This is a genomic window from Marmoricola sp. OAE513 (genome assembly GCF_040546585.1).
Lineage (GTDB): Bacteria > Actinomycetota > Actinomycetes > Propionibacteriales > Nocardioidaceae > Marmoricola.
On sequence record NZ_JBEPOC010000001.1, the window covers coordinates 3,372,615 to 3,396,178 of the forward strand.

The following is a 23,564-nucleotide window of genomic DNA, read 5'->3' on the forward strand; positions in this document are numbered from 1 at the left end:
GCCATGTGGACATCTCGGGTGAGCAAGCGCGGCAGGGTGCGGATCCCGGCCGACGTACGGGCCGAGCTGCAGGCGGGGCCGGGCACGCGGCTGCGCTTCGTCCGGGTCGAGCCGGGCAGGTTCCGGCTCGAGGTGGAACCGCCGGCGGCGCAGCCTGACGACGCGCCCGCCGAACCCTCCTAGAGCTCGCTGACGACGACGTCGAGCTGGGTGCCGTTCTTGGTCGGTTCGTGCAGCTCGACGGTCCAGCCGAGCGTGGTCAGGTGTTCGGCCAGGGCGACGGGGTCCCGCGGTTTGCTGCCGTCCTCGAGGAGCGCACGAACGATGCGACCTTTGGTGGCCTTGTTGAAGTGGCTGACGACCTTGCGGGTGCCGCGGTGCTCGTGCAGCACCCGGACGGTGGCGACCTTGCCAGCGTTCACGGGGCGCCAGAACCCGGCGTACATGCCGGAGCGGAGGTCGATGACCAGGCCGTTGCCGGCGGCGGGACCGAGCACCGGGTCGAGGTGCTCGCGCCAGTAGCTGCTGACGATCCCGGTCCCCGGCAGGTTGGTGTCCCCGGAGAGCCGGTACGCCGGGATCCGGTCGTCGGGACGTACGACGCCGAAGACCGACGACATGATGCCCAACCACCGGGTCGCCCGGCCCTTGGCTGCACCTTCGAGCGTGGTCAGGCCGAGGGCGTCGTACAGGACGCCGGTGTAGATCCGGTCCGCGCGCAGGGCCGGAGCCGTGCGCAGCAGCGTGTTCGCCGTGACGTGCTCGGCCTGCGTCGGGCCGAGGCCGAGGGTCTTCGCAGCAAGGTCGGGATCATTCGAGCAGTGCTCGACCAGGGCGCTGAGCACGGTCTCGCGTGCCTCGGTGAGTGCTGGGAACCCGAGCGCACCGAGGTCCAGCGGCTTGCCGCGTCGCGGCGACGCCTTGCCCTCGGACGGGGGGAGCAGGATGAGCATCCGGCAAGCCTAGGGCGGTGGTCTCGACAGGGCTCGACCACCCGGCCCCTAGGGTGAAGCCGTGAGCAACCGCGTACTCCGGGTCCGGACATCCGCTGCCGAGCTGGAGGAGGGCGTCCGGGCGATCCAGGCCGAGCAGCACCTCGTCGCCGAGTTCCCGGCCGAGGTCGTCGCCGAGGCGGTGGCTGCTGCCCGGGCACCCCGGTTGCCCGACCTGGACCGGACCGACCTGCCGTTCGTCACCATAGACCCGGTCGGCGCGATGGACCTGGACCAGGCGATGCACCTGGAGCGCGACGGTGACGGGTACGTCGTGCACTACGCCATCGCCGACGTGTCCGCTTTCGTCGTACCGGGCGGCGCCATCGACGCGGAGGCGCGCCGTCGTGGTGAGTCGCTCTACGGCGCCGACTCGAAGATCCCGCTGCACCCGCGAGAGCTCTCCGAGGACGCGGCCTCGCTGCTGCCCGACCAGACCCGGCCGGCGTTCCTGTGGACCATCAAGCTCGACGCAGCGGGGGAGCAGACGGATGCGCACCTCGAGCGTGCGCTGGTCCGCTCGACCGCGCGTCTGGACTACGACGGGGTCCAGCACCAGCTCGACGCCGGGACCGCTCCGCCGATGCTCGAGCTGCTGAAGGAGATCGGCCAGCTGCGCCAGAAGCTGGAAGCCGCGCGTGGCGGGGTCAGCCTGCCGATGCCCGAGCAGGTCGTGGACTGTGCTCCGGGCGGGTGGAGCGTCGCCTTCCGCGACCTGCTCCCCGTCGAGGACTGGAACGCGCAGATCTCGCTGCTCACCGGTTTCGCGGCCGCCTCGATGATGGTCTACGGCAAGGTCGGGATCCTGCGCACGCTCCCGCCCCCGGAGTCCGGCGCGGTCAAGCGCCTGCACCGCACCGCCCGGGCGCTCGGGGTGGAGTGGCCGGCCGAGCAGACCTACCCCGACTTCATCCGGTCGCTGGACCCGGCGAGACCGAACCACCTCGCGATGATCACCGCCTGCACCTCGCTGCTCCGCGGTGCCGGCTACACCGACTTCGTCGGAGAGATCCCGGCGCAGCCGCTGCACGCTGCACTCGCCTCGGAGTACGCGCACGTCACCGCGCCGTTGCGCCGCCTGGTGGACCGCTTCGGTCTGGAGGTCTGCGTCGCGCTCTGTGCCGGTACGCCGGTGCCGGAGTGGGTGCTGGCGGCACTGCCCGAGCTGGACGAGACCATGCAGGAGTCCGGGCGCCGGGCCCGTACCTATGAGAACGCGGTGCTCAACCTGATCGAGGCGGCGACCCTCGCTGCACGGGTCGGGGAGAAGTTCACCGGGGTCGTGGTCGAGACCGAGCACGACGACCCGGACAAGGGTGACTTCGTGGTGCGCGACCCGGCGGTCACCGCACGCATCACCGGGACCGGAGGTCTGCCGGTCGGAGAGCTCCTGGAGGCGACCCTGGTCGAGGCGGACCCGAGGACGCGGGTCGTGCGCTTCGAGGCGCCCTAGCTCGGGGCAGCAGCCTGGGACTTAGCCGATCCGGGTGACCTGGACGTCCACGGCCATCGTGGACTTGCCACCGCCGCTGAAGATTCCGGACAGCGGCTTCACGTCGGCGTAGTTGCGTCCGGTCGCGACCACGACGTGCCGTTCGGCGGGTGCGGTGTCGTTCGTCGGGTCCCAGCCGCGCCAGCCGCCGTCCCACCACTGGATCCAGGCGTGCGACTCCCCGCGCACGCTGACCCCGAGCTCGGGCTCGGACTCGGGGTGGAGGTAGCCGGAGACGTAGCGCGCCGGGATCCCGAGCTGGCGCAGGCCGCCGATGACGAGGTGGGCCATGTCCTGGCAGACGCCGGCCCGGGCCTCCCAGGAGTCGGCGGCGAGGCCCTGGACGTGGGTGCTGCCGACGACGTAGTCGACCTCGTCGTGGATCAAGGAGCACACCGCTCGCGCGGCCGACTCGGGGTCGGGGCTCGCCGTCCCGATCTCGGCGAAGCGCGCCGCGAGGTCGGCCGGCGGCCGGACCCGGTCGCGGATGTGCAGCAGCTCGGTGAACCGGTCGGTCACCGGGTCCGAGTGCAGCTCGGACCAGCTCAGCCGTTCGACGGGCGAGTCGAGCTTCTCGGTGTGCACCGTGGCGGTGGCCGTGACCGTGAGCGAGTCGTGCGGGTCCAGGATCTCGAACGCGGTGACCTGGGTGCCCCAGTAGTCGCGGTACGACCAGGACCAGGGGGTCGGGTGCACGTCGAGCCGGGTGTGGACGACGATCTGACCGGCCGTCGTCTGCGGGGTGAGTCGGGCCTCGTTGAAGGAGGCGGCGGCCCCTCCCTCGTAGGTGAACTCGGTCTTGTGAACGACCTTGAGCTGCACGGTCACCACCGTCCTTGGTTCCAGATGGTCGCGACCGACCCGGCGAAGTACCGCCGGGTGACCGCTTCGGTGGCCTGGGCGCAGGTGCGCTGGAGCCGCTCCATCTCGTGCGGGAGATCGGTCAGCACGTCGGCCAGGGCGCGGTACTCGAGCTCAGCGCGGGTGCGGCCGAGGAGTCGCTGCGCCTCGTTCTGGAAGCCTGCCCGCTGCCCAGCGGACTCCAGGTTCTCCAGGCAGACCTCCGCCCGGCTGAGCGCGAAGACCACGGACCGGGGGAACAGCCGGTCGAGCACCAGGAACTCGGCCGCCTTCCGGTCCGTCTCCAGGCCGTTGTAGGTGCGCAGGAAGGACTCGTACCCGCCGCTGGCGTGCAGCGACGTGGCCCAGGCGGACGACGTGGACACCGACGCCGCGGAGACCAGACGCGCCGTCATGTCGGCGCGTTCGATCCAGCGGCCGAGCATGAGGAACTGCCAGCCCTCGTCGCGCGGCATGGTGGCGTCGGCGGTGCCGTTGATCAGGGCAGCGCGGTCCCGCATCCAACGGAAGGAGCCGGAGGGTCCCATCGACTCGAACCGGCCGCTGGGGATCATCCGCCACGTGGTGTTGACGGCCTCCCACATCGAGGTGGACAACGTCTCGCGTGCGCGGCGGGCGACCTCCCGTGCGTTGCTCATCGTGGCGTGGATGGATGCCGGCGACGCGGGGTCGTAGGCGAGCCGCTGCAGGAGCTCGTGGGTCCCGACCGTGGTGCCCGCGACCTCGGGGACACCCATGATCGCCAGCACCTCCGAGCAGGCGGTCGGGATGTCCAGCGTCGGGTCGTCGACCATCAGCTGGGTCTGGACCTCGAGGATGCGTGCCGTGTCCTCGGCCCGCTCGATGTAGCGCCCGATCCAGAACAGCGACTCCGCGATCCGGCTCAGCACGGCTCGTCCTCGACGATTGCGCGCTGCGACTGCGACGACTGCGACTGCGACTGCTGTTGTTGCTGCTGCTGCTCGGCCTGGGCGCCGGCGCCCTCACCGACCGGTCCACCGTCCAGCGGAGCGATCTCGCGCGGCCCGACCGGCGCGTGTCCGGGATGGACCGGGGCGGCGCCCGGGCCGGCGAGCACCCAGGTGTCCTTGGAGCCGCCACCGCGCGAGGAGTTCACGATCAGCTCGCCCTCGGCCAGTGCCACCCGGGTCAGTCCGCCGGGGAGCACCCAGACCTTCTGGCCGTCGTTGACGGCGAACGGGCGCAGGTCGACGTGGCGCGGTGCCATCTTGCCGTCGAGGTACGTCGGCACGGTGGAGAGCTGGACGACCGGTTGGGCGATCCAGGAGCGGGGGTCCTTCAGCACGGTCTGACGCAGCTGGTCGAGCTCGGCGACGCTCGCCTTCGGTCCGATCACGATGCCCTTGCCGCCGCTGCCGTCGACCGGCTTGAGGACGAGCTCGTCGAGGCGGTCCATGACCTCCTCGCGGTGCTCGGGCTCGCCGAGGCGCCAGGTGTCCACGTTCGCGAGGATCGGCTCCTCGGAGAGGTAGTACCGGATCAGGTCTGGCAGGTAGGTGTAGGTCAGCTTGTCGTCCGCGACCCCGTTCCCGATCGCGTTGGCGATGGTGACGTTGCCGGCGCGGGCGGCGTTGACGAGCCCGGGGCACCCGAGCAACGTGTCGGCGCGGAAGTGCACCGGGTCGAGGAACTCGTCGTCGACCCGGCGGTAGATGACGTGCACCTGCTGCAGCCCGTTGGTGGTGCGCATGACGACCCGGCCGCGGTGGCACTCGAGGTCGCGGCCCTCGACGAGCTCGACGCCCATGGTCCGGGCGAGCAGCGCGTGCTCGAAGTAAGCGCCGTTGTAGGCGCCGGGGGTCAGCACGACGACCGTCGGGTCGATCACGCCCGCCGGGGCGGCGGCGCGCAGCGCGGCGAGCAGTCGTTGCGGGTAGTTCGCCACCGGACGGACCCGGTGCTGCGCGAACGACTCCGGGAGGGCGGTCGAGATGGCGCGCCGGTTGGTCATCACGTACGAGACCCCGGAGGGGACCCGGACGTTGTCCTCGAGCACCCTGAACTCGCCGGCGTCGTCACGGATCAGGTCGATCCCCGAGACGTGTACGCGCACGCCGTTGGGAGGCTCGATCCCGTAGGTCTCCCGGGTGTAGTGGCTCGAGGTGGTCACCACGCTGCGCGGGATCACCCCGTCGCGGAAGGCTTCGCCGGGGCCGTAAATGTCGGCGAGGAACATCTCCAGCACCTTGACGCGCTGCTGGACGCCGAGGTCGATGCGCGACCACGGCTCCTGCTCGATCACCCGCGGCACGATGTCGATCGGGAATGCGCGCTCCTCGCCACCGATGTCGAAGGTCACGCCCTGGTCGAGGTAGCTGCTCTGCAGGCCCTCGACGCGAGCCTCGAGCTCGCGCCCGGACAGCTCGCCGAACGCTTGGGAGAGCCGGGCGTAGGCCTCCCGCGGGGCACGTCCGGTGAACATCTCGTCGTACGCCGGACCTGCGTCGTCGTACGACTCGAAAAGGTGGTGAGTCACGCTCCGCAGGTTAATCACCGGTCGTTTCTGGGTTGTTTCCGAATGAATGCAACTCTGCGTCTCCTACCCAGATCCTGTTCCCGGTACTCTGAGCCCGCGGATGGGCTGGCCGGGCGACCGCGTTGGGGGTGACTCCACCGAGGAAGGTCCGGGCTCCACAGGGCAGGGTGGTGGCTAATGGCCACCCGAGGTGACTCGCGGGAAAGTGCCACAGAAAACAGACCGCCGCCGGCTTGCCGGCGGTAAGGGTGAAACGGTGGTGCAAGAGACCACCAGCGCGGCGGGTGACCGTCGTGGCTCGGCAAACCCCACCTGGAGCAAGATCAGACAGTGAGCGTTCGAGGGCGGCCCGCCCGAGCTCACGGGTAGATCGCACGACGGTGTCGGCAACGGCAGCGCTAGATGGATGGTCGCCAGCCGGGTCGTCGTGAGGCGGCCCGGGGAACAGAACCCGGCCTACGAGCCAGCCCGTCCGCACCACACCCTGACTGCTCCGGGTTTCGACGAACGTCGTGCGGGCATCTTCCCTGCGAGAGGTACCGGCCGTCACCGCAGCCTCGTTCACGCAGCAGAGCCGCGGCCGCTTGGTCAGCGCCGCCCCGGTCAGATTCCCCCAGTGACCGGGGCGGACGACCGGGAGGAGCCCGTTGCGTGCGCTCCGGATCTCGGGCTTTGCCGCCTCCTCTGGAGACCGAGGCCGAAGAATTCGGTGTGTATTCGAGACTCGCGGGTACCGGCGACCTGTCCGCGTCCGATGACACGTGTCGCGCAAGCGGATAGGCCCCCGACCTAGAACACGCCTGGGTCGGGGGCCGCCTCCACGGTAGGCGGGGCCACCGACAACGACGAGCAGCAGCGACGAGCAGCGGCCCCCGGCACCATCAGGTGCCGGGGGCCGCTGTCTGTCTTGGACGACGCTCAGTCGACGTTGCCGAAGAGCGTGATCGACGCGCCGCCGGGAAGCGGGACCACGGTCGGGCCGAAGCCGAGGAAGGAGCCGCCCACGATGCCGGTCGCGTCGGTCTCGGTCGGCTGGAGATCTCGGAAGTTGTTCGTCATTTCAGGTACCCCGTTGAGTAGCGCCCCGGGGAAGCTCCGGGACTGTTACCTCAGTTCTAGCGCGTGAATGTGACGTTTCCATGACGCGGGCGCCTGGGCGGTCGCGCTGTTCTAGACCGCTGGTGCGCGACTCCAATCCGGTCCTGGAAAGGCTCCGAATGAGTACATCGGTCAGCGGGCCTCGAACTCGATGCTGTGCCAGCCCGTGGCGCCGCTGGGGATGACGTCGGTGCGCACCGAGGTCTGGGTGTAGCCGCTGCGGTCGGTCGCCCGTACGACGACCTGGTGCCGGCCCTTGCCGACCTCCGCCGTACCGGACCACTGCACCCAGGTGTCGAGGTCAGGAACCGTGCCCAGGTCGGCCTGCTGCCAGCTGCCGCCGTCGACCTGGAACTCGACCTTCTCGATGCCGGTGTGCTGCGCCCAGGCGCTGCCGCCGATCCGCACCGTGCCGCGCTCGGTCTCTTCGCCGTTGCGGGGGACGTCGATCCGCGACTGGGTCAGCACCGGGCCCTCCGCTGACCACCCGCGGTCGGTCCAGTAGGCGCTGAAGTCGTCGAAGGTGGTGACCTCGAGATCGACGAGCCACTTGGTCGCCGAGACGAAGCCGTAGAGGCCGGGGACGATCATCCGCACCGGGAAACCGTGCTCGATCGGCAGCGGTTCGCCGTTCATCGCCACCGCCAGCATCGCGTTGCGGTCGTCGGTCAGCGCCTCGATCGGGGTGCCGCAGGTCCAGCCGTCGTCGGAGGTCTGCTTGACCGCGGTGGCGCCCTCCTTGATGCCGGCCTCGGCGAGGATGTCGCGGATCAGGAACCCCGACCAGTACGCGTTGCCGATCAGGTCGCCGCCGACCTCGTTGGAGACGCAGCAGATGGTGATCCAGTCCTCGGTGCGGGCACGCTTGATGAGGTCGTCGTAGGTCAGCGTGATCTCGTTCTCGACCATCCCGTGGATCCGCAGGCGCCACTCGTCCGGGGCGATCGCGGGCTTCGAGAACGCGGTGTCGATCAGGTAGAACTCCTCGTTCGGCGTACGCCAGGGCGCGACGCCGCGCACGCCGAGTTCGACGCCGTCGGGGACTGCCCCCTTGCCCGCTGCGAGGTTCAGCGCTCTGCGGGCCTTCTGCACCTCGCGCACCTTGCGGGAGCTGAACCCGCCGAGGAGCCCGGCTCCGGCCACGACACCGACGGTGATCCCGGCGCGCTTGAGGAACTGGCGACGGGTGGCTTCGTCGGCTGCTCCGTCGTCGGGTCCCTTGTCCGCGAGCAGCGGAGCGGTCAGCACCCGGTACGCCACCATCCAGGTGATCAGCCCGACGACCACGCCGACCAGGGACGCCGAGCTCGAGTTCGGCAGCCGCGTGACCGAGACGAACCCGATGGCCGCCAGGGCGAAGTACGCGACGTCGACCAGGACCGGACGGCGTCCGGCGAGGGTCCCGAGCCAGGCGCTCGCGCCCACCAGGAACGCCACGACACCCATGACCAGCAGTCGCTTGTCCCAGGTCGGGCCGACCAGGTGGCCCAGGTCCATCGCGGGTCCTCCGGCGAGGAGGTCGCCGACGGCATCGGCGACGGCACTGACCGGGCCGTTGCTCGCCTTGAACAGCCACACGGTCGCCTGGCTGGTCACGAGGCCGGCGATGCCGACCAGGACCCCGGCGAGGGCGAGCAGGCGGCGGGACTGGTTCACGTCTCCCATGGTCCCTCATCACCCCACGCGGCAGGCGGACTAGGGTTGCTTCCGTGACTTCTCTCGGCTTGGTGACCCGGATCAACGTCCTGACGGCCATCAGGGACCACGACCAGCAGGGGCCGGTCGAGTTCCGCGACGGGCTCGGGTTCACCGAGGCCAGCGACGAGGTGGTCGTCGAGCGCGGCAAGCGGTACGACGCCAGGGCCGTCCTGGCCTACGCCCACGGCAAGGCGACGGGGGAGTACCTCGGTCCTGACCAGGTCTCGCTGAGCGAGCTCAGGGTGCTGGTCGACCTCGGGTTCTCGGTGGTCTCGATCGGTGAGCTGAACCGGCCGAAGCCGGCCGCCAGGCGCACGCGCGCGACCGGTACGCCGAAACCCCGCACGACCGCGGTGCGCAAGCCCGAGCCGGTGGTCAAGCTCTGCCCGACGTGCTTCACCCAGCTCTCGGTCGCCGGTAGCTGCGACTACTGCGACTGACCAGCCCGGCTGGTCGTCATCCGGCGTCACCATGGCCGTGATTCGCGGCCGTGAGACGGACGGATTGCCGGTGGTCTGCACCAGTTCGTCCAAAACCGCACCACGATGCGATCGGCGGTTCCCCGAACTCCTAGGGTCCCTGCTATGAGCACGCGCGTTGACTCGGAAACGCGGGCCCTCCGAGCACCCGGCCCGTTCGTGGAGCCGATGGAGGGTTCGGACTGGATGCTGCTCCGGTTCGAGGCGCCGGACACCCCGATGCACACCCTGAAGATGGTGGAGCTCGACACCTCGGGTCGGGGTCGTCAGGTGACGCTCGACGAGATCGCCGCGGTCGTCCCGCGCTACCTGGGGATCTCGCCGTACTACACGTGTCGTGTCGAGCGGATCGACGGTCGCTGGCACTGGGTCCAGGACCAGTCCTTCGACCTCGCGCAGCACCTCGACGAGCGTCACGTCGCGGACCGGGACGAGCTCCGCGCGCTCTTCGTCGAGCTGGCCGAGGGGCACCTGGACCGCGACCGGCCGCTCTGGGCGATCACCCTGGTCCACGGACTTCCCGACGGTCGCCAGGTCGCGATCGTGCGGGCCCACCACGCCCTGATGGACGGCACGGCGGCCGCCCACCTGTTCGGTCGGGTCACCACCACGGTGCCCGGGACGTCTCCCGCCGAGCCCGGCGAGCTGCCCGCCGCACGCAGTGCTGACCGGCCCCCGCTGCGTCGACGTCTGGCCGCCGTCGGGGCTGCCACCCGTGAGGGTCGCCGGCGCACCCGGGAGTTCGCGCCGAGCGCCGACGTACCCCGCAAGTCGCTGCCGCGCAGCATGTTCAACACGACCACCGGGACGAGCGAGCGTCGGTGCGGGACCTCCGAGCTGTCGTTGCCCGAGGTGCGTGAGGTGGCCGACCTCGCCGGGACCAACATCAACGGAGCGATCCACGGCATCTTCGCGATCGCCCTTCGCCGGCACATGCTCGCCCACGGGGTGACCCCGAGGGGCCCGCTGGTGTCCAACTTCGGGGTTGCCGAGGACCGGACCCGCGAGCGCTGCGACGGCAACAGGCTCGCCACCGCGCGGGTGTGGTTGCCCGTCGAGGACGAGGACATGGTCAATGCCGTACGCCGGGCCGGGCGCAGCTGCGAGGAGTCCGTCGCGTTGCGCCGGCAACGCGGGTTCGAGCTGCAGGCGCTGGCCGCGGAGTTCTCCTCCTTCATCCCGTACCTGCGCGAGCGGTTCGTCCGGTTCATGTTCGCCACCCCCGTGCACGTGCTGACGGCGTACGTCGGGGGACCGCGGGAGACACGCTGGTTCGGCGACGTGAAGGTCGCCGCCTGGACGTCGATCGCGGTCTCGGTGACGCCGGCGAACGTGAGCTTCACGGCGTACACCTACGAGGACCGGATCTCGCTCGGCATGGTCACCACGCCCGCGTCGATGGAGGACCCGCAGGCGTTCCTCGGGGTGGTCCGCGAGGTCGTCGCCGACCTGCTGGTGCTGGCGCGCGCGGAGAGCTGACCGCGCGAGCATCGTTCGAACACATGTTCTAACATGCGCGGATGGAGCAACGCCGGGCCCGCGTGCGGCACGTGTGGGTGCGCTCGGGCTTCGGTGGGCCGCCGAGCCAGGGGCTCGTGCTCGGGTGGCGGCAGATCCCACGACTGGCGAGCCCGCCGACGTGGCAGGCGCTGGTGCTGCAGGTCGACGACAAGACCGGGATGGTGCGGACCGAGTGGGTCTTCGTGATCTACCTGGTTCCGGTGCGGTCGGAACCGCCCGGCGCGTGACTTTCATCGACCCTTCTATGAAAGTGTTGACCCGATGTGGTTGGTCTGGGAACGTCGGACCAACACCCGAACGAGGAGAACCCCGTGACCGAGCAGTCGACGATCAGCCCCGCCCTCGCCGCTTCGCAGGCCTCCTGGCGCTGCGTGCAGGCGCGTGACAAGGAGGGCTGGCTCGGTCTGATGGCCGACGACATCGTGATCGAGGACCCGATCGGCAAGGCCATCACGAACCCTGACGGGAACGGGGTCCGGGGCAAGGCCGCGGTCGAGGAGTTCTTCGACACCAACATCGCGACCAACAACCTGCGCGTCGAGTGCGAGGAGACCTTCCCGTCCTCCTCCGACCTCGAGATCGCGCACATCCTCACGCTGCACAGCTCGTTCGACAACGGGCTGAAGAGCCACGTCCGCGGGGTGTTCACCTACACGCTCAACGAGGACCACAAGATCACCAACCTGCGCGGCTGGTGGAACATGGACCGGATGGTTTTCGAGCAGGGCGAGTAATTGGCGGAGCGAGCAGAGCGAGTAATTGGCGGAGCGAGCAGGAGTGACGTCGGAATCGGTTTCGCCCCGCAAGCGTTGAACGGGGCATGGACGAGTTCGAGCTGCAAGCGCCTCCCGTGGTTTTCCCCGGTCAGGTCGACGCCGCCTCGGCGTACCGGGTCGCCTTCGACCTGCTGAGCCGCCGGGCGCCCGAGGAGGCGCTGGCACTGCTCGAGCCTGCCCTGGCCGAGGACCCGGGCAACACCGGCCTGCGCACGCTGCGCGCCTGGGCGTACTTCATCCGGGTCCAGCTCGGCAGCGCCGAGACGGAGCTGCGGTCGCTGGTCGAGGAGACCCCGGACGACGTCTGGACACGGTTCACGCTGGGGCGGGTGCTCGAGCGCCAGTCCAGGTACGACGACGCGCTGCCCCAGCTGCGGCTGGCGGCGGCGATGAGCGGCGACCCCGAGCACGAGCTCGCGGTGCTGCGGGTGGAGCGGTTGGCCGGGAAGATCTAGGTCAGAGCTCGACGGCCACGCGACGGTCGATCCCGGTGCCGTGCTCGGGATCGCTTCCCCGGACGTGCACCTCGACCCGGGTCAGGCGCGCCCGGTAGAGCACGAACGGCTGCTCCTCGAGCGTGGTCGGGGTGAACGAGAGCGCGTCGTCGACGTCCGCGAAGGCCGCGGTGCAGGCTGCGTCGAGCTCGTCGTCGGGCACCCGCTCGGCGGTCGCCTCGAGGTAGACCGCCTGGCCGGTCGCCGGATCGCCGGCGGAGTCGTAGGCGACTGCGGAGATCTCGGGACGGCTGGCGACGTTGCAAGAGTGGTGCGCCTCAGGTGCCGAGAGCCAGTACAGGTCACGGTGGTCGACGAGCGAGAACCAGACCGGGGAGACCCGGGGCCTGCCGTCCGGGTCGACCGTGCCGAGAACCAGGAACCTGTTCGCGGCGAGCTGGTGGCGCGCTAGGGCCGCGAGATCGTCCATGCCACCAGTCTGCGCGACCGGGACGGGTTCAGGGGAGGGTCAGGATCTCCGCGCCGGTCTCGGTGACCAGCAGGGTGTGCTCGAACTGTGCGGAGACCTGCCGGTCCGCCGTCACGACGGTCCAGTCGTCGTCCCACATCTCCCAGGCGTGCGTGCCGAGGTTGAGCATCGGCTCGATGGTGAACGTCATCCCCGGTTCGATCACGGTGTCGTACTGCGGGTCGTCGTAGTGGGCGACGATCAGCCCGGAGTGGAACGCGGTGCCGATGCCGTGACCGGTGAACTCGCGGACGACGCCGTACCCGAAGCGGCGCGCGTAGGCCTCGATCACCCGGCCGATGACGTTGAGCTGCCGTCCCGGCTTCACGGCCTGGATGGCGCGACGCAGCGCCTCGGCGGTGCGGTCGACCAGGTCGCGCACCTCGGGGCTCACGCCCGGTGTCAGGAAGGTTGCGTTGGTGTCACCGTGCACGCCGCCGATGAACGCGGTGATGTCGATGTTGACGATGTCGCCGTCCTCGACGACGCGGCTGTCGGGGATGCCGTGGCAGATCACCTCGTTCGCGCTGGTGCACAGCGACTTCGGGAAACCGCGGTACCCCAGCGTCGAGGGGTACGCGTCGTGGTCGAGCAGGAACTCGTGCCCGATCCGGTCCAGCTCGTCGTGAGTCACCCCGGGGACGACGTTGCGGCCGACCTCGGCCAGTGCCTGCGCGGCGATCCGTCCGGCGATCCGCATCTTCTCGATCGTCTCGGCGTCCTTGACCTCGCTGCCGGTGAACTTCGCGGGCGCCGGCTGGTCGACGTACTCGGGGCGGGGGATGTGCGCGGGGACGGGACGGCGCGGCGAGATGGCGCCGGGGGCTACGGGAGTCACCGGTCGAGTCTAGAGTTCGAGGTATGGACGAAGAGTTCTGGTACTGCCTCAAGCACCACGAGGTCGAGGGGCGGCAGGGATGCCGCAACGCCGACCGCCTCGGCCCGTACGCGACCCGTGAGGAAGCAGCGCACGCGCTCGACAAGGTCGCGGAGCGCAACGAGGAGTGGGACAACGATCCGAAGTGGAACGACAAGCCGGGCGAGGGTTCGTGACCGACCAGGAGCCACCGGGGCGGATCAAGGACATCCGCGTCTACCGGGACTCCTTCGTCGGCATGGCGATGCTGGCGTGCACGCCGTTCCTGATCTTCGGAGCGCTGCAGGTCTACGGCTGGTGGGCCGCGATCGCGATGTTCGTCGCGTGGGCGCTGATCCTGTTCCAGGGCACCCGCTGGTTCATGCCGCACCCGCGGCGGGTGATCTACCTCGGCCTGCTGTCCTTCGCGATCTGGACCGTCGTGGTGGTCCTCAACCAGTAGGCCTCAGAGCTTCGGGTGCACCCGGATGACGGCGTCGCTGTCGTTGTTCGACGTGGTGATCAGCAGGTCGCCGTTCGCGGCCTGGGTGACCGAGCGCAGCCGACCCGAGTGGCGCAGCGCGTCCGGCGTACGGGTCCACAGCAGCTTGCCCGCCTTGTCGAACTTCATGAACACGACCCGGTTCGCCTTGAGCGCCGCCACGGCGAGGGTGCCGTTCAGGTCCCCCCACTGCTTGCCGTAGACCCACGAGCCGCCGGAGGTCGCGAGCGTCGGGTTGCCCGAGCTCCACTTCGCGCCGCGCTGCTTGCCCTTCAGCCCGAAGTCGGTCATCGGGCGGGACTCGTTGTACCCGGGGACCGGGTTCCAGCCGTAGTTGCCGCCCTTGACGAGCTTGTTCACCTCGTCGTTGCGGTCCGTGCCCTGCTCGACCGACCAGATCGTGCCGTCGGAGCGCTGCGAGAGGCCTTGGACGTTGCGGTGGCCGTAGGTGTACAGGTAGCGCTTCGCCTTGTACTTCGACCTGACCCACTTGTTCTTGGGCCAGGGCTTGCCGGAGAACCGGTCCAGCCGCAACGTCTTGCCGCCGAAGGAGCGCTTGTTCTGCGGGTTGGTGCCGACCGCGGCGTCACCGGTGCCGACGATCATCGCACCGTTCTGAGCGATCAGCAGGCGGCAGCCGCCGTGCCGACCGGACGTCGTCGGGAAGCCGCTGACCAGGACTTTCTGGTAGCTCACCCCGGTGTAGGAGCTGTTCATCTTCCAGGCGACGACGCGGACGTCGTGGCCGCCGCCCTTCTTGAAACCGCCCTGGCAGGTGTAGATCCGGCGGTTCTTGCTGAAGGACGGGTCGACCGCCAGACCCATCAGGCCGGTCTCGCCCTCGGTCCAGACCTTGCTCGACGGGAACGAGAGCACCTTCTTGCTGCCGTTGTGCGTGACGATCAGCTTCGCCGTCTCGCGCTCGCCGATCAGCAACCGGCCGCCCGGGAGGTTCTTGACGTCCCACGGGATGTCGAGCCCGGTCACCGCGTTGGTCACCTGGAGTGCAGGCACCTTGGTTGCTCGTTGCTTCTCGGGTGCCGCCGCGGGGGCGCTGGACGGCGCGAGAAAGGTCGCGACGAGGGCAGAGGTGACGGCGAGGAGTCCGAGTCGGCGCATGGTCCGACCCTACGCCGCGATCCGACGCACCGAAGGGCAAAACCGACATAGCGGTCAGGTGTTTCGGCGCAGCCTGACCACCGTGTCGGTCAGCACCGGCGGCCCGTCGGGACGGTTCGTCGGCCGTTCCTGCGCTTCGCACGTGACGACCTGCCAGCTGTCGTCGAACAGGGCGGTCACCTTCTCGGGGGTGAACAGGAACGCCGCGTGGCCGTGCGGGTCGGGCCGGTGCGGGCCGTGGTCGGCCGGGTGGTGCGCAACGACGAGCAGCGTCCCACCCGGGTTCACGGCCGCGCCGAGGACGTCGCGGAAGTCGGCGAACCGGTCCAGCGGTGGGTGCCAGAAGTGCGCCGAGACCAGGTCGAAGGTGCCGGGCAGGGCGCTGGTGCTGATCAGGTCGTGCTGGACCGTGGTGACCTCGACGCCCGCCTCGGCGGCATGAGCGCGCGTCTTCGCCAGCGCGACGGGGGAGACGTCGAGCGCGGTCACCTTCCAGCCGTTGCTCGCCAGCCAGACCGAGTCCGCGCCCTCGCCCGCGCCGATGTCGATCGCCGTCCCCGGGGCGAGCCCTCCGATCTGCTCGACCAGGCGCTGGTTGGGTTTGCCGCTCCAGATCCTGTCGGACTCGGAGTAGCGCGCGTCCCAGGTGGCCTGGCCGTAGCGCTCCTCGGTGGACTGCTCGTGGTCGTGTTCGTGGGTCATGGCCGCGAGCCTGCTACTTCGCCCTGGGATGAAGTCAACTAGAAGGTGTGCTCGGGTCCCGGGAACGTCCCGGCCTTGACGTCGGCGGCGTACGCCTGGGCAGCCTCGGTGAGGATCCCGTGCACGTCGGCGTACTGCTTCACGAAGCGGGCCATCTTGCCGGTGCGCAGGCCGAAGGCGTCCTGCCAGACCAGCACTTGTCCGTCGCAGCCGTTGCCGGCGCCGATGCCGATCGTCGGGATGCTGAGCTCGCGGGTGACCTCGGCAGCGACGTCACCGGGGACCATCTCCATGACGACCGCGAACGCGCCCGCCGCCTCGACGGCCTTCGCGTCGGCGAGGATGCGCTGGGCGGTCTCGCCGCGACCCTGCACCCGGTAGCCGCCGAGGGCGTGCTCGCTCTGGGGGGTGAACCCGATGTGCGCCATCACCGGGATTCCGCCGCGGGCGAGCAGCTCGATCTGTCCGGTCATCTCGGCCCCGCCCTCGAGCTTCACGCAGTGCGCGCCGCCCTCCTTCATGAACCGGACGGCCGTGTCGTAGGCCTGCTCGGGGGAGCGCTGGTAGGAGCCGAACGGCAGGTCGCCGACCACGAGGGCGTGGTGCGCGGACCGCGCGACCGCCCGGGTCAGCGGGATCAGCTCGTCGACCGTGATCGGGATCGAGGTCTCGTTGCCCAGCACGTTGTTCGACGCGCTGTCGCCGACGAGGAGGACCTCGATGCCGGCGTCGTCGAAAGCCGCGGCGGTGTACATGTCGTACGCCGTCAGCATCGCGAACTTCTCGCCGCGCCCCTTCATCTCCCGCAGGTGGTGGGTGCGGATCCGCTTGCGCGGCGTCTCCGGCTTGGCGGGACCCGACCCGTAGGGGGCCTGCTCCTCGGTGGAATTGGCTTCGCTCATCGTCGAGCTCCTCACACGTTCTCGCAGCTCCCGATCGGAGTCCACGGACCACCACCACGCTAAGCCTTACCGGACAGTTCTGTACGTGTGTCGCTCGTCACCGGGACGTTCCGCGCGGAGGGGCGTTCAGCGCGGCCGGACCTCTCGCGCGGCGGGGCATTCAGCGCGGCCGGGACTTCCGGTAGAGGACGTGACGCTGGAGCGGGTCGCCGCTGGGCACGGAGGGGTGGTCGAAGTCCTCGGCCGGGTCGTGCGACATCCGCAGCCGTTCCATCACCGCGCGCGAGCGCTTGTTGCCCTCGGCGGTGAACGAGACGACCTCGGGGAGACCGAGCGAGACGAACGCGTACTTGAGCACGGCGTCTGCGCCCTCGGTCGCGTAGCCGTGGCCCCAGGCCGACCGCGCCAGGCGCCAACCGATCTCCACGCACGGTGTGAAGGGGGCCTCGAAGCGGGGGACCGACAGACCGATGAAACCGATGAACGTGCTCGTCGCCCAGATCTCTGCCGCGAACAGGGCGGGCTTGCCGGCATCGAGCAGGCTCTGCTGGACGCCCATCATCTCGGCACTCTGCTCCGCGGTGACCGGCGCGGGGAAGTACTCCATGACCTCCGGGTCGGCGTTGAGCTCGACGAACGGCCAGAGGTCGTCGTCCTTCCACTGCCGGAGGACGAGCCGCTCGGTCTGCAGCTGGGGGCTGGCCATCAGTGTCCTTCCGGTCCGTAGGAGCGGGTGACCGTCGCCACCCTGACCTGGTAGTCGGCGTACCAGAGGTCGCGACCGCGCTGCTGGGCCACGGAGTGCTCGTGGACCTGCTTCCAGGCCTGCGCCGCGGCGTCGTCGATCCAGTACGAGACCGTTATACCCAGTCCGTTCTCCCTCGATGACTCGTATCCCAGATATCCCGGTTGCTCGGCGGCGAGCTGCGCCATCCGCTGCGCCATCACGGCGTACCCGTGGTCGCCGTCGGTCCGGATGTTGCTGAAGATGACGGCCGTGTACGGCGGTTCTGGGAGGGAGGCGAGGGGCACGGGGTCGATTCTGCCGCAGTGCCCCAGGCCCGCAACTAGCCCTTTTCCGGCGTTATCCGCGAGACTGGTGGGGTGGACTTCGACTCCTGTTACGCCCACGGGTTCGCGCGGGTGGCTGCCTGCACGATCCCGGTGGCGATCGCCGATCCCGCGACCAACGCTGCGCGGGTGCTCGCGGAGGTGCGGGAGTGCCACCAGGAGGGCGTGGCCGTTGCGGTCTTCCCTGAGCTCTGCCTGACCGGCTACGCGATCGACGACCTGGTGATGCAGGACGTCGTGCTCGAGGCGGCCGAGAGGGCGGTCTTCGACCTGGTCGAGGCGTCCGCGGACCTGCTGCCCGTGCTCGTGGTCGGTGTCCCGCTGCGCAGCATGAACCGGATCTACAACTGCGCCGTCGTGATCAAGGGCGGCGAGCTGCTGGGGGTGGTGCCCAAGGGGCACCTGCCGACGTACCGGGAGTTCTACGAGGCCCGCTGGTACGCCGCCGGCACCTCGGCGCCCGACGACACCATCTGGCTGCGCGGCGAGCCGTACCGGTTCGGCACGGACCTGATCTTCAGTGCCGACGACGTCCCCGGGCTCGAGCTGCACGTCGAGATCTGCGAGGACATGTGGGTGCCCGTGCCGCCGAGCGCGCGCGCCGCCCTCGCCGGGGCGACCGTCTTCGCCAACCTCTCGGGATCGCCGATCACGGTCGCGCGTGCCGAGGACCGACGGCTGCTCGTCCGGTCGGCGAGCGCACGTTACCTCGGTGCCTACCTGTACGCCGCCGCCGGCGAGGGCGAGTCCTCGACGGACCTGTCCTGGGACGGTCAGACGATGGTCTACGAGTGCGGGGACCTGCTGGGGGAGACCGAGCGCTTCCCGACAGGTGCCCGGCGCACGGTGGTCGACGTGGACCTCGACCGGATCAAGCAGGAGCGGCTCCGTCAGGGCACGTTCGACGACAACCGGGACGCGCTCGGGGTGACGTGGGAGGACTTCGCCCACCTGGGCTTCCGGGTGGAGCCGCCGACCGGCGACATCGGACTGCTGCGCAAGGTCGACCGGTTCCCGTTCGTGCCCGACGACCCGGCGCGGCTGGCGCAGGACTGCTACGAGGCCTACAACATCCAGGTTTCCGGGCTCGAGCAGCGCCTGCGTGCGATCGGCAACCCGCAGGTGGTCATCGGGGTCAGTGGTGGGCTCGACTCCACGCACGCCCTGATCGTCGCGGCGAAGGCGATGGACCGTCTGGGACGCCCGCGCACCGACATCCTGGCGTTCACGATGCCCGGCTTCGCGACGTCGGACTACACCAAGACGAACGCGTACCGGCTCGGCGAGGCCCTCGGGGTGACGTTCGAGGAGATCGACATCCGGCCGACCGCCCAGCAGATGCTCACCGAGATGGGGCACCCGTTCGGTCGCGGTGAAGAGGTCTACGACGTCACGTTCGAGAACGTGCAGGCGGGCCTGCGGACCGACTACCTGTTCCGGCTCGCGAACCAGCGCAACGGCATCGTGCTCGGGACGGGCGACCTCTCCGAGCTCGCGCTCGGTTGGTGCACCTACGGCGTCGGTGACCAGATGTCGCACTACACCGTGAACTCCGGGGTGCCGAAGACGCTCATCCAGCACCTGATCCGCTGGGTCATCTCGACCTCGCAGTTCTCCGAGGACGTCGACGCGGTGCTCGCCGAGATCGTCGCGCAGGAGATCACGCCGGAGCTCATCCCGACCAAGGAGGGCGAGGACGGCCAGAGCACCGAGGCCTCCGTCGGGCCCTACGCGCTCCAGGACTTCACCCTCTACTACGTGCTGCGCCACGGTTTCCGGCCCAGCAAGATCGCGTTCCTCTCCCGGCACGCGTGGTCCGACGCGACCACCGGTGACTGGCCGGTGGGATATCCCGAGGACCGGCGGATCGCCTACGACCTCGCCACCATCAAGAAGTGGTTGGGCGTTTTCGTGAACCGCTTCTTCGGGTTCAGCCAGTTCAAGCGCTCGGCGATGCCGAACGGTCCGAAGGTGTCCGCGGGCGGGTCGCTCTCACCGCGCGGTGACTGGCGCGCGCCGTCGGACGGCAACGCCAAGGCCTGGCTCGCCGACCTCGAGAAAGTGCCGGACGCCTGAGCGTCCCGCCAGGTAAAGAAGGGTCGCCCGGACCTTTGCCTGTCCTTAAGGTCGCACTGGTTCGCCCTTAGCGGCTCTCGCTGCAATCTCCTCGTATCAGCTCAACCGATACGAGGAGAAGCACCATGAAGATCAACCGCATCGCCGTTCCGATCATCGCCGGAGTCGCCGTCTTCGGTATCGCCGGAGGCGCCAAGGCCATCTCGGACAACCGCGACGCGGCTGAGTCCGAGACCCGCGGCACCTGCGCCATGACGTCGTACGAGCTCAGCGCGGAGCGCGAGGACGGGGGCCTGGAGGCCTCCTTCGAGCTCGAGTCGGCCGCCCCGGGCGAGACCTGGAACGTCGTCCTGAAGCACAACGGCAAGACGCTCATCGCCGGTGACCGGGTCACCGACGAGGACGCCGAGGTCGACCTCGACGCCTTCATCGGCAAGGCCGACGGCGACCACGAGTTCACCGTTGCCTTCACGCCGGCTGATGGCGAGACCTGCACGGCCACCCTGAAGCACTGATCACCCCACCCCTGAGCACCACCCACCCAAGGAGAAGAAGATGAACAAGAAGTACGCACTCGCCACTGCCGGTCTCGCTACCGCGATCGCTCTGCCCGCGTCCGTCCTGACCGCATCGCCGGCCTCGGCCGACGTCGAGCGCACCATCCGTTGCGGCGCCGCCGAGGTCGAGCTCAGCGTCGATCGTGAGAACGGCCGCTTCGAGGTCGACGGGAGCATCGACAACGCTGTGGCCGGCAGCAAGTGGCGGGTCGCCCTGCGCCACGACGGCAAGCTCGTCACCCGGGTGAACCGGACCGCCGACTACGAGGGCGACCTCGACCTCGACCGGATCCGCCCGAACACCGCGGGCAAGGACACCTTCAAGTTCAGCGTCCGAAACCTGAGCACTGGCAAGTACTGCTCGGTGAAGGTCGTCACTCGCTGATCCAGCAGCGCTCGAGGGGGCCCGATGCAGAGATTGCATCGGGGTCCCTTTGCTGTTCTGCTGCCCGGCACTGCCGAGGTGTGGTGGACCGTCGGCGCTCAGAACCGGGAGAGCTTGGTGGCTTTTGAGCCTCCCAGGTCCAAAGCGAGTGTCTTCTCATTTGTTGTGGACCGGGTCAGCTCAAACCGCTTGGCGCTGCCGAGGCGTCGTGAACCGTCGGCGCTCAGAACCGGGAGAGCTTGGTGGCCTTTGAGCTTCCCAGGTCCAAAGCGAGTGCCTTCTCATCTGTTGTGGACCGGATCAGCTCAAACCGCTTGGCGCTGCCGAGGCGTCGTGAACCGTCGGCGCTCAGAACCGGGAGAGCTTGGTGGCTTTTGAACCTCCCAGGTCCAAAGCGAGTGTCCCCTCTCCTGTTCTGGACCGGGTTAGCTCAAACCGAGGTTGGAGTGGCTGGTTCCGAGCCTGAGTGGTTCAGAACGCGACCTACGACCGCCCGAGCTCCACATCCAATCGCGCTCCGCCCAGGGACGCCGACCGCGAGAGCCGCAGCGCCCCACCCGACTCCGCGGCGATCCGGTCCACGATCGACAACCCCAGTCCCGTCGAGCCCGCACCGCTCGTACCCCGGTCCGTGACGTCGACGCCGTCGGGGAAGCCCGGCCCGCCGTCCTCGACCGTCAGCGTGACGCCATCGGTGCGCTGGGAGACCGTGACCGCGATCGCGGCGCCCTCGTCGGTGTGGCTGAAGACGTTGTCCAGGATGACGTCGACCATCGCGTTGAGGTCCTCGACGCCTATCCGGACCTCGACCGGGTCGCCGGCGTCCTGTCGGACCGTCAGCGACCGACCCTGATCCTCGGCGAGCGGCTCCCAGAACCGGACCCGTGCCACGAGAGCAGCACGGGCGTCGGTGCGCGGGTCGACGCCCTCGCGCTCGGAGCGCCGCGCCTCCCGGATGATCCGGTCGACGGTCGCCTCCAGGTCGTCGAGGTCCGCGGCGACGCGCGCCCGCTCGTCGGGGTCGCTGAGGCCATCGATGCGCAACCGCAGCGCGGTGACCGGCGTGCGCAGGCGGTGGGAGAGGTCCGAGACGGACTCGCGCTCGCGCTCCAGGAGGAGCTCGACCCGGCTGACAAGCCTGTTCAGGCCGGAGCCGAGCTCGCGCACCTCGGGCGGTCCGGAGGGCTCGACGAAGACCGGGGCCCCGGGAGCGCCCAGGGACTGGGTGCGCGAGGCCAGGTCGCGGATCGGCTGGACGAACGAGCGACCGAGCCGATCGGCCAGCACCAACGAGCCCGCCAGCAGCACCAGGCCGAGACCGGCGAGGGCCAGCCACGCGCGCCCGACCGACGAGCCGATGCCGGGGGACTTGACCAGCACGCGGATCACAGGGGTCTGCGACGGCAGCGCCGAGCTGCCACCCTGGGAGACCGGGATCAGCATCTGGGTGCCGTCGTCGACGTCGTCGACGCGCGCCTGCCCGGTACGCCGGGCGTCCGCGATCCGCGGGTCCGCGTCGGGGGCCGGGCCGACCGCGATGCCGTCGGGGTAGAACACCGTCGTGGTGATGCCGTGGTCGCCGTTGATCCGGTCGAGGTACTGCGCGACGGTGCCCTTGTCCTGGCCGGAGACGACGGTCTCGGTCGCCTGCACCTCGAGCGCCGCACGGGACAAGCGGTCCTCGAGGGCGTAGCTGCGGACCAGCACCGCCATCGGAACCAGCATCGCGAGCAGCACCATCGTCACGACGGCGGCGACGGTGAGGATCAGGTTCCGGCGCACGTCACTCCCCGGGCGCGGTCATCCGGACGCCGACGCCGCGCACCGTCGAGAGGTACTTCGGCTCGGCCGCAGTCTCGCCGAGCTTCCGGCGCAACCACGACAGGTGCACGTCGACGGTCTTGTCCGAACCGCCGTACGGCTGCTGCCAGACCTCGACGAGCAGCTCCTTCTTCGTGACGACTTCGCCCGCTCGCTCGGCGAGGTGCACGAGCAGGTCGAACTCGCGGGGGGTCAGGTCGAGCTCGACCCCGTCCAGCGTCGTGCGACGGGCCGAGACGTCGATCTCCAGGCCACCCACCACCAGGGCGGTGCGCGGAGTGCGACCGCCGCCGACGCGGCGGAGCACAGCGCGGATCCGGGCCTCCAGCTGTGCCGTCGTGTAGGGCTTGACCACGTAGTCGTCCGCGCCGGCGTCGAGCGCCTGCACGAGCGAGGGGTCGTCGTCGCGGGCACTGGCGATGATCACCGGGACGTCGCTGACGGCGCGCAGCATCGAGAGCACCTGGGTGCCGTCGACGTCCGGCAGGCCGAGGTCGAGGATGACCAGGTCGGGCCGGTTGTCGAGCGCCAGGTTGAGGCCGGCCATGCCGGTCGGGGCCGAGGACACGGCGTACCCGAGCTCGCGCAGCGAACGCACCAGCAGCGGACGGATCTTGTCGTCGTCCTCGATGATCAGTACCTCGGCCACGGCCCGAGGCTACCGAGTGCCCGAGCTTGCTCGGGCGTGCAGCGCCCGACTTAGCACTCCCTTAACCATTGCCTTAGCGTCCGGAGACGTCCGAACCGACACAATGGGGACGTGGACAAGCGGATCGGCTACGGCATCGCCTGGGTCACCGCTACCGCCCTCGCCATCGCGCTGGGCGTCCTCGCGGTGACCACCGTCGGCGCCAGCCTGCGCGGGCGCGGACCGCTGGGGGACGAGGTGCGCGCCGAACCGGTCGGCCCGGATCAGATCCAGACACCGCCGGCGGACGCCGTCCGGGTCAAGGACGAGATCACGGGGGACTGGGGCTCGTTCCAGGTCGAGTGCCGCGGCGTCTACGCCTACGGGCTGAAGGCAGAACCGGCGGCGGCCCAGGGCTGGCGGGTGATCAGCTACGAGCAGGGTCCCGACGACGACGTCGACGCCGTGTTCAGCGACGGCCGGCGCTCGGTGGACCTGGAGGTCTTCTGCAACCGCGGTCGTCCGACGCTGGCAGAGATCGAGCGGAACACGCTGCCGGAGACCTGAG

Annotated in this window: 28 protein-coding genes and 1 other RNA gene; 14 read left to right on the top strand and 15 right to left on the bottom strand. The window is 69.7% G+C overall.

Annotated features, from left to right (window positions below):
* The first annotated feature begins 18 nt into the window (after window positions 1–18).
* Window positions 19–183 (top strand): AbrB/MazE/SpoVT family DNA-binding domain-containing protein, encoded by a 165-nt coding sequence (locus ABIE44_RS16855; RefSeq protein ID WP_354438215.1) that lies wholly within the window; start codon window positions 19–21, stop codon window positions 181–183.
* Here ABIE44_RS16855 and yaaA read toward each other — a convergent pair.
* On the bottom strand, window positions 180–953 hold the full coding sequence (yaaA, locus tag ABIE44_RS16860; protein ID WP_209714798.1) for a peroxide stress protein YaaA: 774 nt from the start codon (window positions 951–953) through the stop codon (window positions 180–182). The genes ABIE44_RS16855 and yaaA overlap by 4 nt on opposite strands.
* Before the next feature lie 61 nt (window positions 954–1,014).
* Between yaaA and ABIE44_RS16865 the strand changes: the two genes are divergently transcribed.
* Window positions 1,015–2,445, top strand: a complete 1,431-nt coding sequence (locus tag ABIE44_RS16865) for an RNB domain-containing ribonuclease (protein ID WP_209714795.1) — start codon at window positions 1,015–1,017, stop codon at window positions 2,443–2,445.
* A gap of 21 nt (window positions 2,446–2,466) precedes the next feature.
* Here ABIE44_RS16865 and ABIE44_RS16870 read toward each other — a convergent pair whose 3' ends face one another.
* From ABIE44_RS16870 to ABIE44_RS16880, 3 genes are read right to left on the bottom strand one after another with little or no spacing between them, the layout of a single operon-like run.
* On the bottom strand, window positions 2,467–3,312 hold the full coding sequence (locus tag ABIE44_RS16870; RefSeq protein ID WP_209714792.1) for a transglutaminase family protein: 846 nt from the start codon (window positions 3,310–3,312) through the stop codon (window positions 2,467–2,469).
* Window positions 3,309–4,235, bottom strand: coding sequence for an alpha-E domain-containing protein (locus ABIE44_RS16875; RefSeq protein WP_209714789.1), 927 nt, complete (start codon window positions 4,233–4,235; stop codon window positions 3,309–3,311). The genes ABIE44_RS16870 and ABIE44_RS16875 overlap by 4 nt, the downstream gene beginning before the upstream one ends.
* Complete coding sequence (locus tag ABIE44_RS16880) at window positions 4,229–5,842, bottom strand: circularly permuted type 2 ATP-grasp protein (protein ID WP_354438216.1); 1,614 nt, start codon at window positions 5,840–5,842, stop codon at window positions 4,229–4,231. Before ABIE44_RS16880 ends, ABIE44_RS16875 begins: the two co-directional genes overlap by 7 nt.
* Before the next feature lie 101 nt (window positions 5,843–5,943).
* Here ABIE44_RS16880 and rnpB point away from each other — a divergent pair.
* An RNA gene (gene rnpB, locus ABIE44_RS16885) (RNase P RNA component class A) lies at window positions 5,944–6,317 on the top strand.
* Between the two features lie 443 nt (window positions 6,318–6,760).
* Here the strand turns inward: rnpB and ABIE44_RS16890 are convergent.
* Window positions 6,761–6,901 (bottom strand): hypothetical protein, encoded by a 141-nt coding sequence (locus tag ABIE44_RS16890; protein ID WP_209714786.1) that lies wholly within the window; start codon window positions 6,899–6,901, stop codon window positions 6,761–6,763.
* 171 nt (window positions 6,902–7,072) lie between these two features.
* Window positions 7,073–8,596 (bottom strand): molybdopterin-dependent oxidoreductase, encoded by a 1,524-nt coding sequence (locus ABIE44_RS16895; protein ID WP_209714784.1) that lies wholly within the window; start codon window positions 8,594–8,596, stop codon window positions 7,073–7,075.
* Window positions 8,597–8,649: 53 nt separating this feature from the next.
* Here ABIE44_RS16895 and ABIE44_RS16900 point away from each other — a divergent pair, with 53 nt between their 5' ends.
* The 5 genes from ABIE44_RS16900 to ABIE44_RS16920 all read left to right on the top strand — a co-directional run bounded on the left by ABIE44_RS16900 (window position 8,650) and on the right by ABIE44_RS16920 (window position 11,869).
* Window positions 8,650–9,078 (top strand): ScoMcrA-related endonuclease, encoded by a 429-nt coding sequence (locus ABIE44_RS16900; RefSeq protein ID WP_209714781.1) that lies wholly within the window; start codon window positions 8,650–8,652, stop codon window positions 9,076–9,078.
* Window positions 9,079–9,222: 144 nt separating this feature from the next.
* Window positions 9,223–10,596 carry a wax ester/triacylglycerol synthase domain-containing protein gene (locus ABIE44_RS16905; RefSeq protein ID WP_209714779.1) on the top strand — a complete coding sequence of 458 codons (1,374 nt, stop codon included), beginning with the start codon at window positions 9,223–9,225 and terminating at the stop codon, window positions 10,594–10,596.
* Window positions 10,597–10,637: 41 nt separating this feature from the next.
* Window positions 10,638–10,865 carry a hypothetical protein gene (locus tag ABIE44_RS16910; RefSeq protein ID WP_209714777.1) on the top strand — a complete coding sequence of 76 codons (228 nt, stop codon included), beginning with the start codon at window positions 10,638–10,640 and terminating at the stop codon, window positions 10,863–10,865.
* Window positions 10,866–10,949: 84 nt separating this feature from the next.
* Window positions 10,950–11,372, top strand: coding sequence for a nuclear transport factor 2 family protein (locus ABIE44_RS16915; protein ID WP_209714775.1), 423 nt, complete (start codon window positions 10,950–10,952; stop codon window positions 11,370–11,372).
* 86 nt (window positions 11,373–11,458) lie between these two features.
* Window positions 11,459–11,869, top strand: a complete 411-nt coding sequence (locus ABIE44_RS16920) for a tetratricopeptide repeat protein (protein WP_209714773.1) — start codon at window positions 11,459–11,461, stop codon at window positions 11,867–11,869.
* 1 nt (window position 11,870) lies between these two features.
* Here ABIE44_RS16920 and ABIE44_RS16925 read toward each other — a convergent pair whose 3' ends face one another.
* Both ABIE44_RS16925 and map read right to left on the bottom strand, forming a co-directional pair.
* Complete coding sequence (locus ABIE44_RS16925) at window positions 11,871–12,338, bottom strand: pyridoxamine 5'-phosphate oxidase family protein (RefSeq protein WP_209714771.1); 468 nt, start codon at window positions 12,336–12,338, stop codon at window positions 11,871–11,873.
* Window positions 12,339–12,366: 28 nt separating this feature from the next.
* Window positions 12,367–13,215 carry a type I methionyl aminopeptidase gene (gene map / locus ABIE44_RS16930; protein WP_209714769.1) on the bottom strand — a complete coding sequence of 283 codons (849 nt, stop codon included), beginning with the start codon at window positions 13,213–13,215 and terminating at the stop codon, window positions 12,367–12,369.
* A gap of 23 nt (window positions 13,216–13,238) precedes the next feature.
* On the opposite strand from map, the gene ABIE44_RS16935 reads away from it, so the two are divergent.
* Both ABIE44_RS16935 and ABIE44_RS16940 read left to right on the top strand, forming a co-directional pair.
* Entirely contained in the window at window positions 13,239–13,430 is a 192-nt protein-coding gene (locus ABIE44_RS16935) for a hypothetical protein (protein WP_209714766.1), read from the top strand.
* The gene (locus ABIE44_RS16940) at window positions 13,427–13,696 is read left to right on the top strand and encodes a hypothetical protein (protein WP_209714764.1); all 270 of its coding nucleotides are present in this window, start codon (window positions 13,427–13,429) and stop codon (window positions 13,694–13,696) included. The genes ABIE44_RS16935 and ABIE44_RS16940 overlap by 4 nt, the downstream gene beginning before the upstream one ends.
* A gap of 3 nt (window positions 13,697–13,699) precedes the next feature.
* On the opposite strand, the gene ABIE44_RS16945 is transcribed toward ABIE44_RS16940, so the two are convergent.
* The 5 genes from ABIE44_RS16945 to ABIE44_RS16965 all read right to left on the bottom strand — a co-directional run bounded on the left by ABIE44_RS16945 (window position 13,700) and on the right by ABIE44_RS16965 (window position 17,490).
* A complete protein-coding gene (locus ABIE44_RS16945; RefSeq protein WP_209714762.1) occupies window positions 13,700–14,854 on the bottom strand; it encodes a PQQ-dependent sugar dehydrogenase in 1,155 nt (384 codons plus the stop codon).
* Window positions 14,855–14,908: 54 nt separating this feature from the next.
* Entirely contained in the window at window positions 14,909–15,556 is a 648-nt protein-coding gene (locus ABIE44_RS16950) for a class I SAM-dependent methyltransferase (protein WP_209714760.1), read from the bottom strand.
* 38 nt (window positions 15,557–15,594) lie between these two features.
* Window positions 15,595–16,458: a 3-methyl-2-oxobutanoate hydroxymethyltransferase gene (gene panB / locus ABIE44_RS16955; protein ID WP_209714758.1), complete on the bottom strand. Its 864-nt coding sequence runs from the start codon at window positions 16,456–16,458 to the stop codon at window positions 15,595–15,597.
* Between the two features lie 160 nt (window positions 16,459–16,618).
* Window positions 16,619–17,164 carry a GNAT family N-acetyltransferase gene (locus tag ABIE44_RS16960; protein ID WP_209714757.1) on the bottom strand — a complete coding sequence of 182 codons (546 nt, stop codon included), beginning with the start codon at window positions 17,162–17,164 and terminating at the stop codon, window positions 16,619–16,621.
* A complete protein-coding gene (locus ABIE44_RS16965) occupies window positions 17,164–17,490 on the bottom strand; it encodes an antibiotic biosynthesis monooxygenase family protein (RefSeq protein WP_209714755.1) in 327 nt (108 codons plus the stop codon). Before ABIE44_RS16965 ends, ABIE44_RS16960 begins: the two co-directional genes overlap by 1 nt.
* A gap of 72 nt (window positions 17,491–17,562) precedes the next feature.
* Between ABIE44_RS16965 and ABIE44_RS16970 the strand changes: the two genes are divergently transcribed.
* The 3 genes from ABIE44_RS16970 (at window position 17,563) to ABIE44_RS16980 (ending at window position 20,547) form a co-directional block, all read left to right on the top strand.
* Window positions 17,563–19,605 (top strand): NAD(+) synthase, encoded by a 2,043-nt coding sequence (locus ABIE44_RS16970; protein WP_209714753.1) that lies wholly within the window; start codon window positions 17,563–17,565, stop codon window positions 19,603–19,605.
* A 125-nt stretch (window positions 19,606–19,730) separates the two neighbouring features.
* On the top strand, window positions 19,731–20,120 hold the full coding sequence (locus ABIE44_RS16975) for a hypothetical protein (protein ID WP_209714752.1): 390 nt from the start codon (window positions 19,731–19,733) through the stop codon (window positions 20,118–20,120).
* A 40-nt stretch (window positions 20,121–20,160) separates the two neighbouring features.
* A complete protein-coding gene (locus ABIE44_RS16980) occupies window positions 20,161–20,547 on the top strand; it encodes a hypothetical protein (protein WP_209714750.1) in 387 nt (128 codons plus the stop codon).
* Between the two features lie 483 nt (window positions 20,548–21,030).
* On the opposite strand, the gene ABIE44_RS16985 is transcribed toward ABIE44_RS16980, so the two are convergent.
* Both ABIE44_RS16985 and ABIE44_RS16990 read right to left on the bottom strand, forming a co-directional pair.
* Window positions 21,031–22,329 (bottom strand): sensor histidine kinase, encoded by a 1,299-nt coding sequence (locus ABIE44_RS16985; protein ID WP_209714747.1) that lies wholly within the window; start codon window positions 22,327–22,329, stop codon window positions 21,031–21,033.
* Window position 22,330: 1 nt separating this feature from the next.
* Window positions 22,331–23,017, bottom strand: coding sequence for a response regulator transcription factor (locus ABIE44_RS16990; protein WP_209714746.1), 687 nt, complete (start codon window positions 23,015–23,017; stop codon window positions 22,331–22,333).
* 111 nt (window positions 23,018–23,128) lie between these two features.
* On the opposite strand from ABIE44_RS16990, the gene ABIE44_RS16995 reads away from it, so the two are divergent.
* The gene (locus ABIE44_RS16995; protein ID WP_209714744.1) at window positions 23,129–23,563 is read left to right on the top strand and encodes a hypothetical protein; all 435 of its coding nucleotides are present in this window, start codon (window positions 23,129–23,131) and stop codon (window positions 23,561–23,563) included.
* The last annotated feature ends 1 nt before the right edge of the window (window position 23,564 follow it).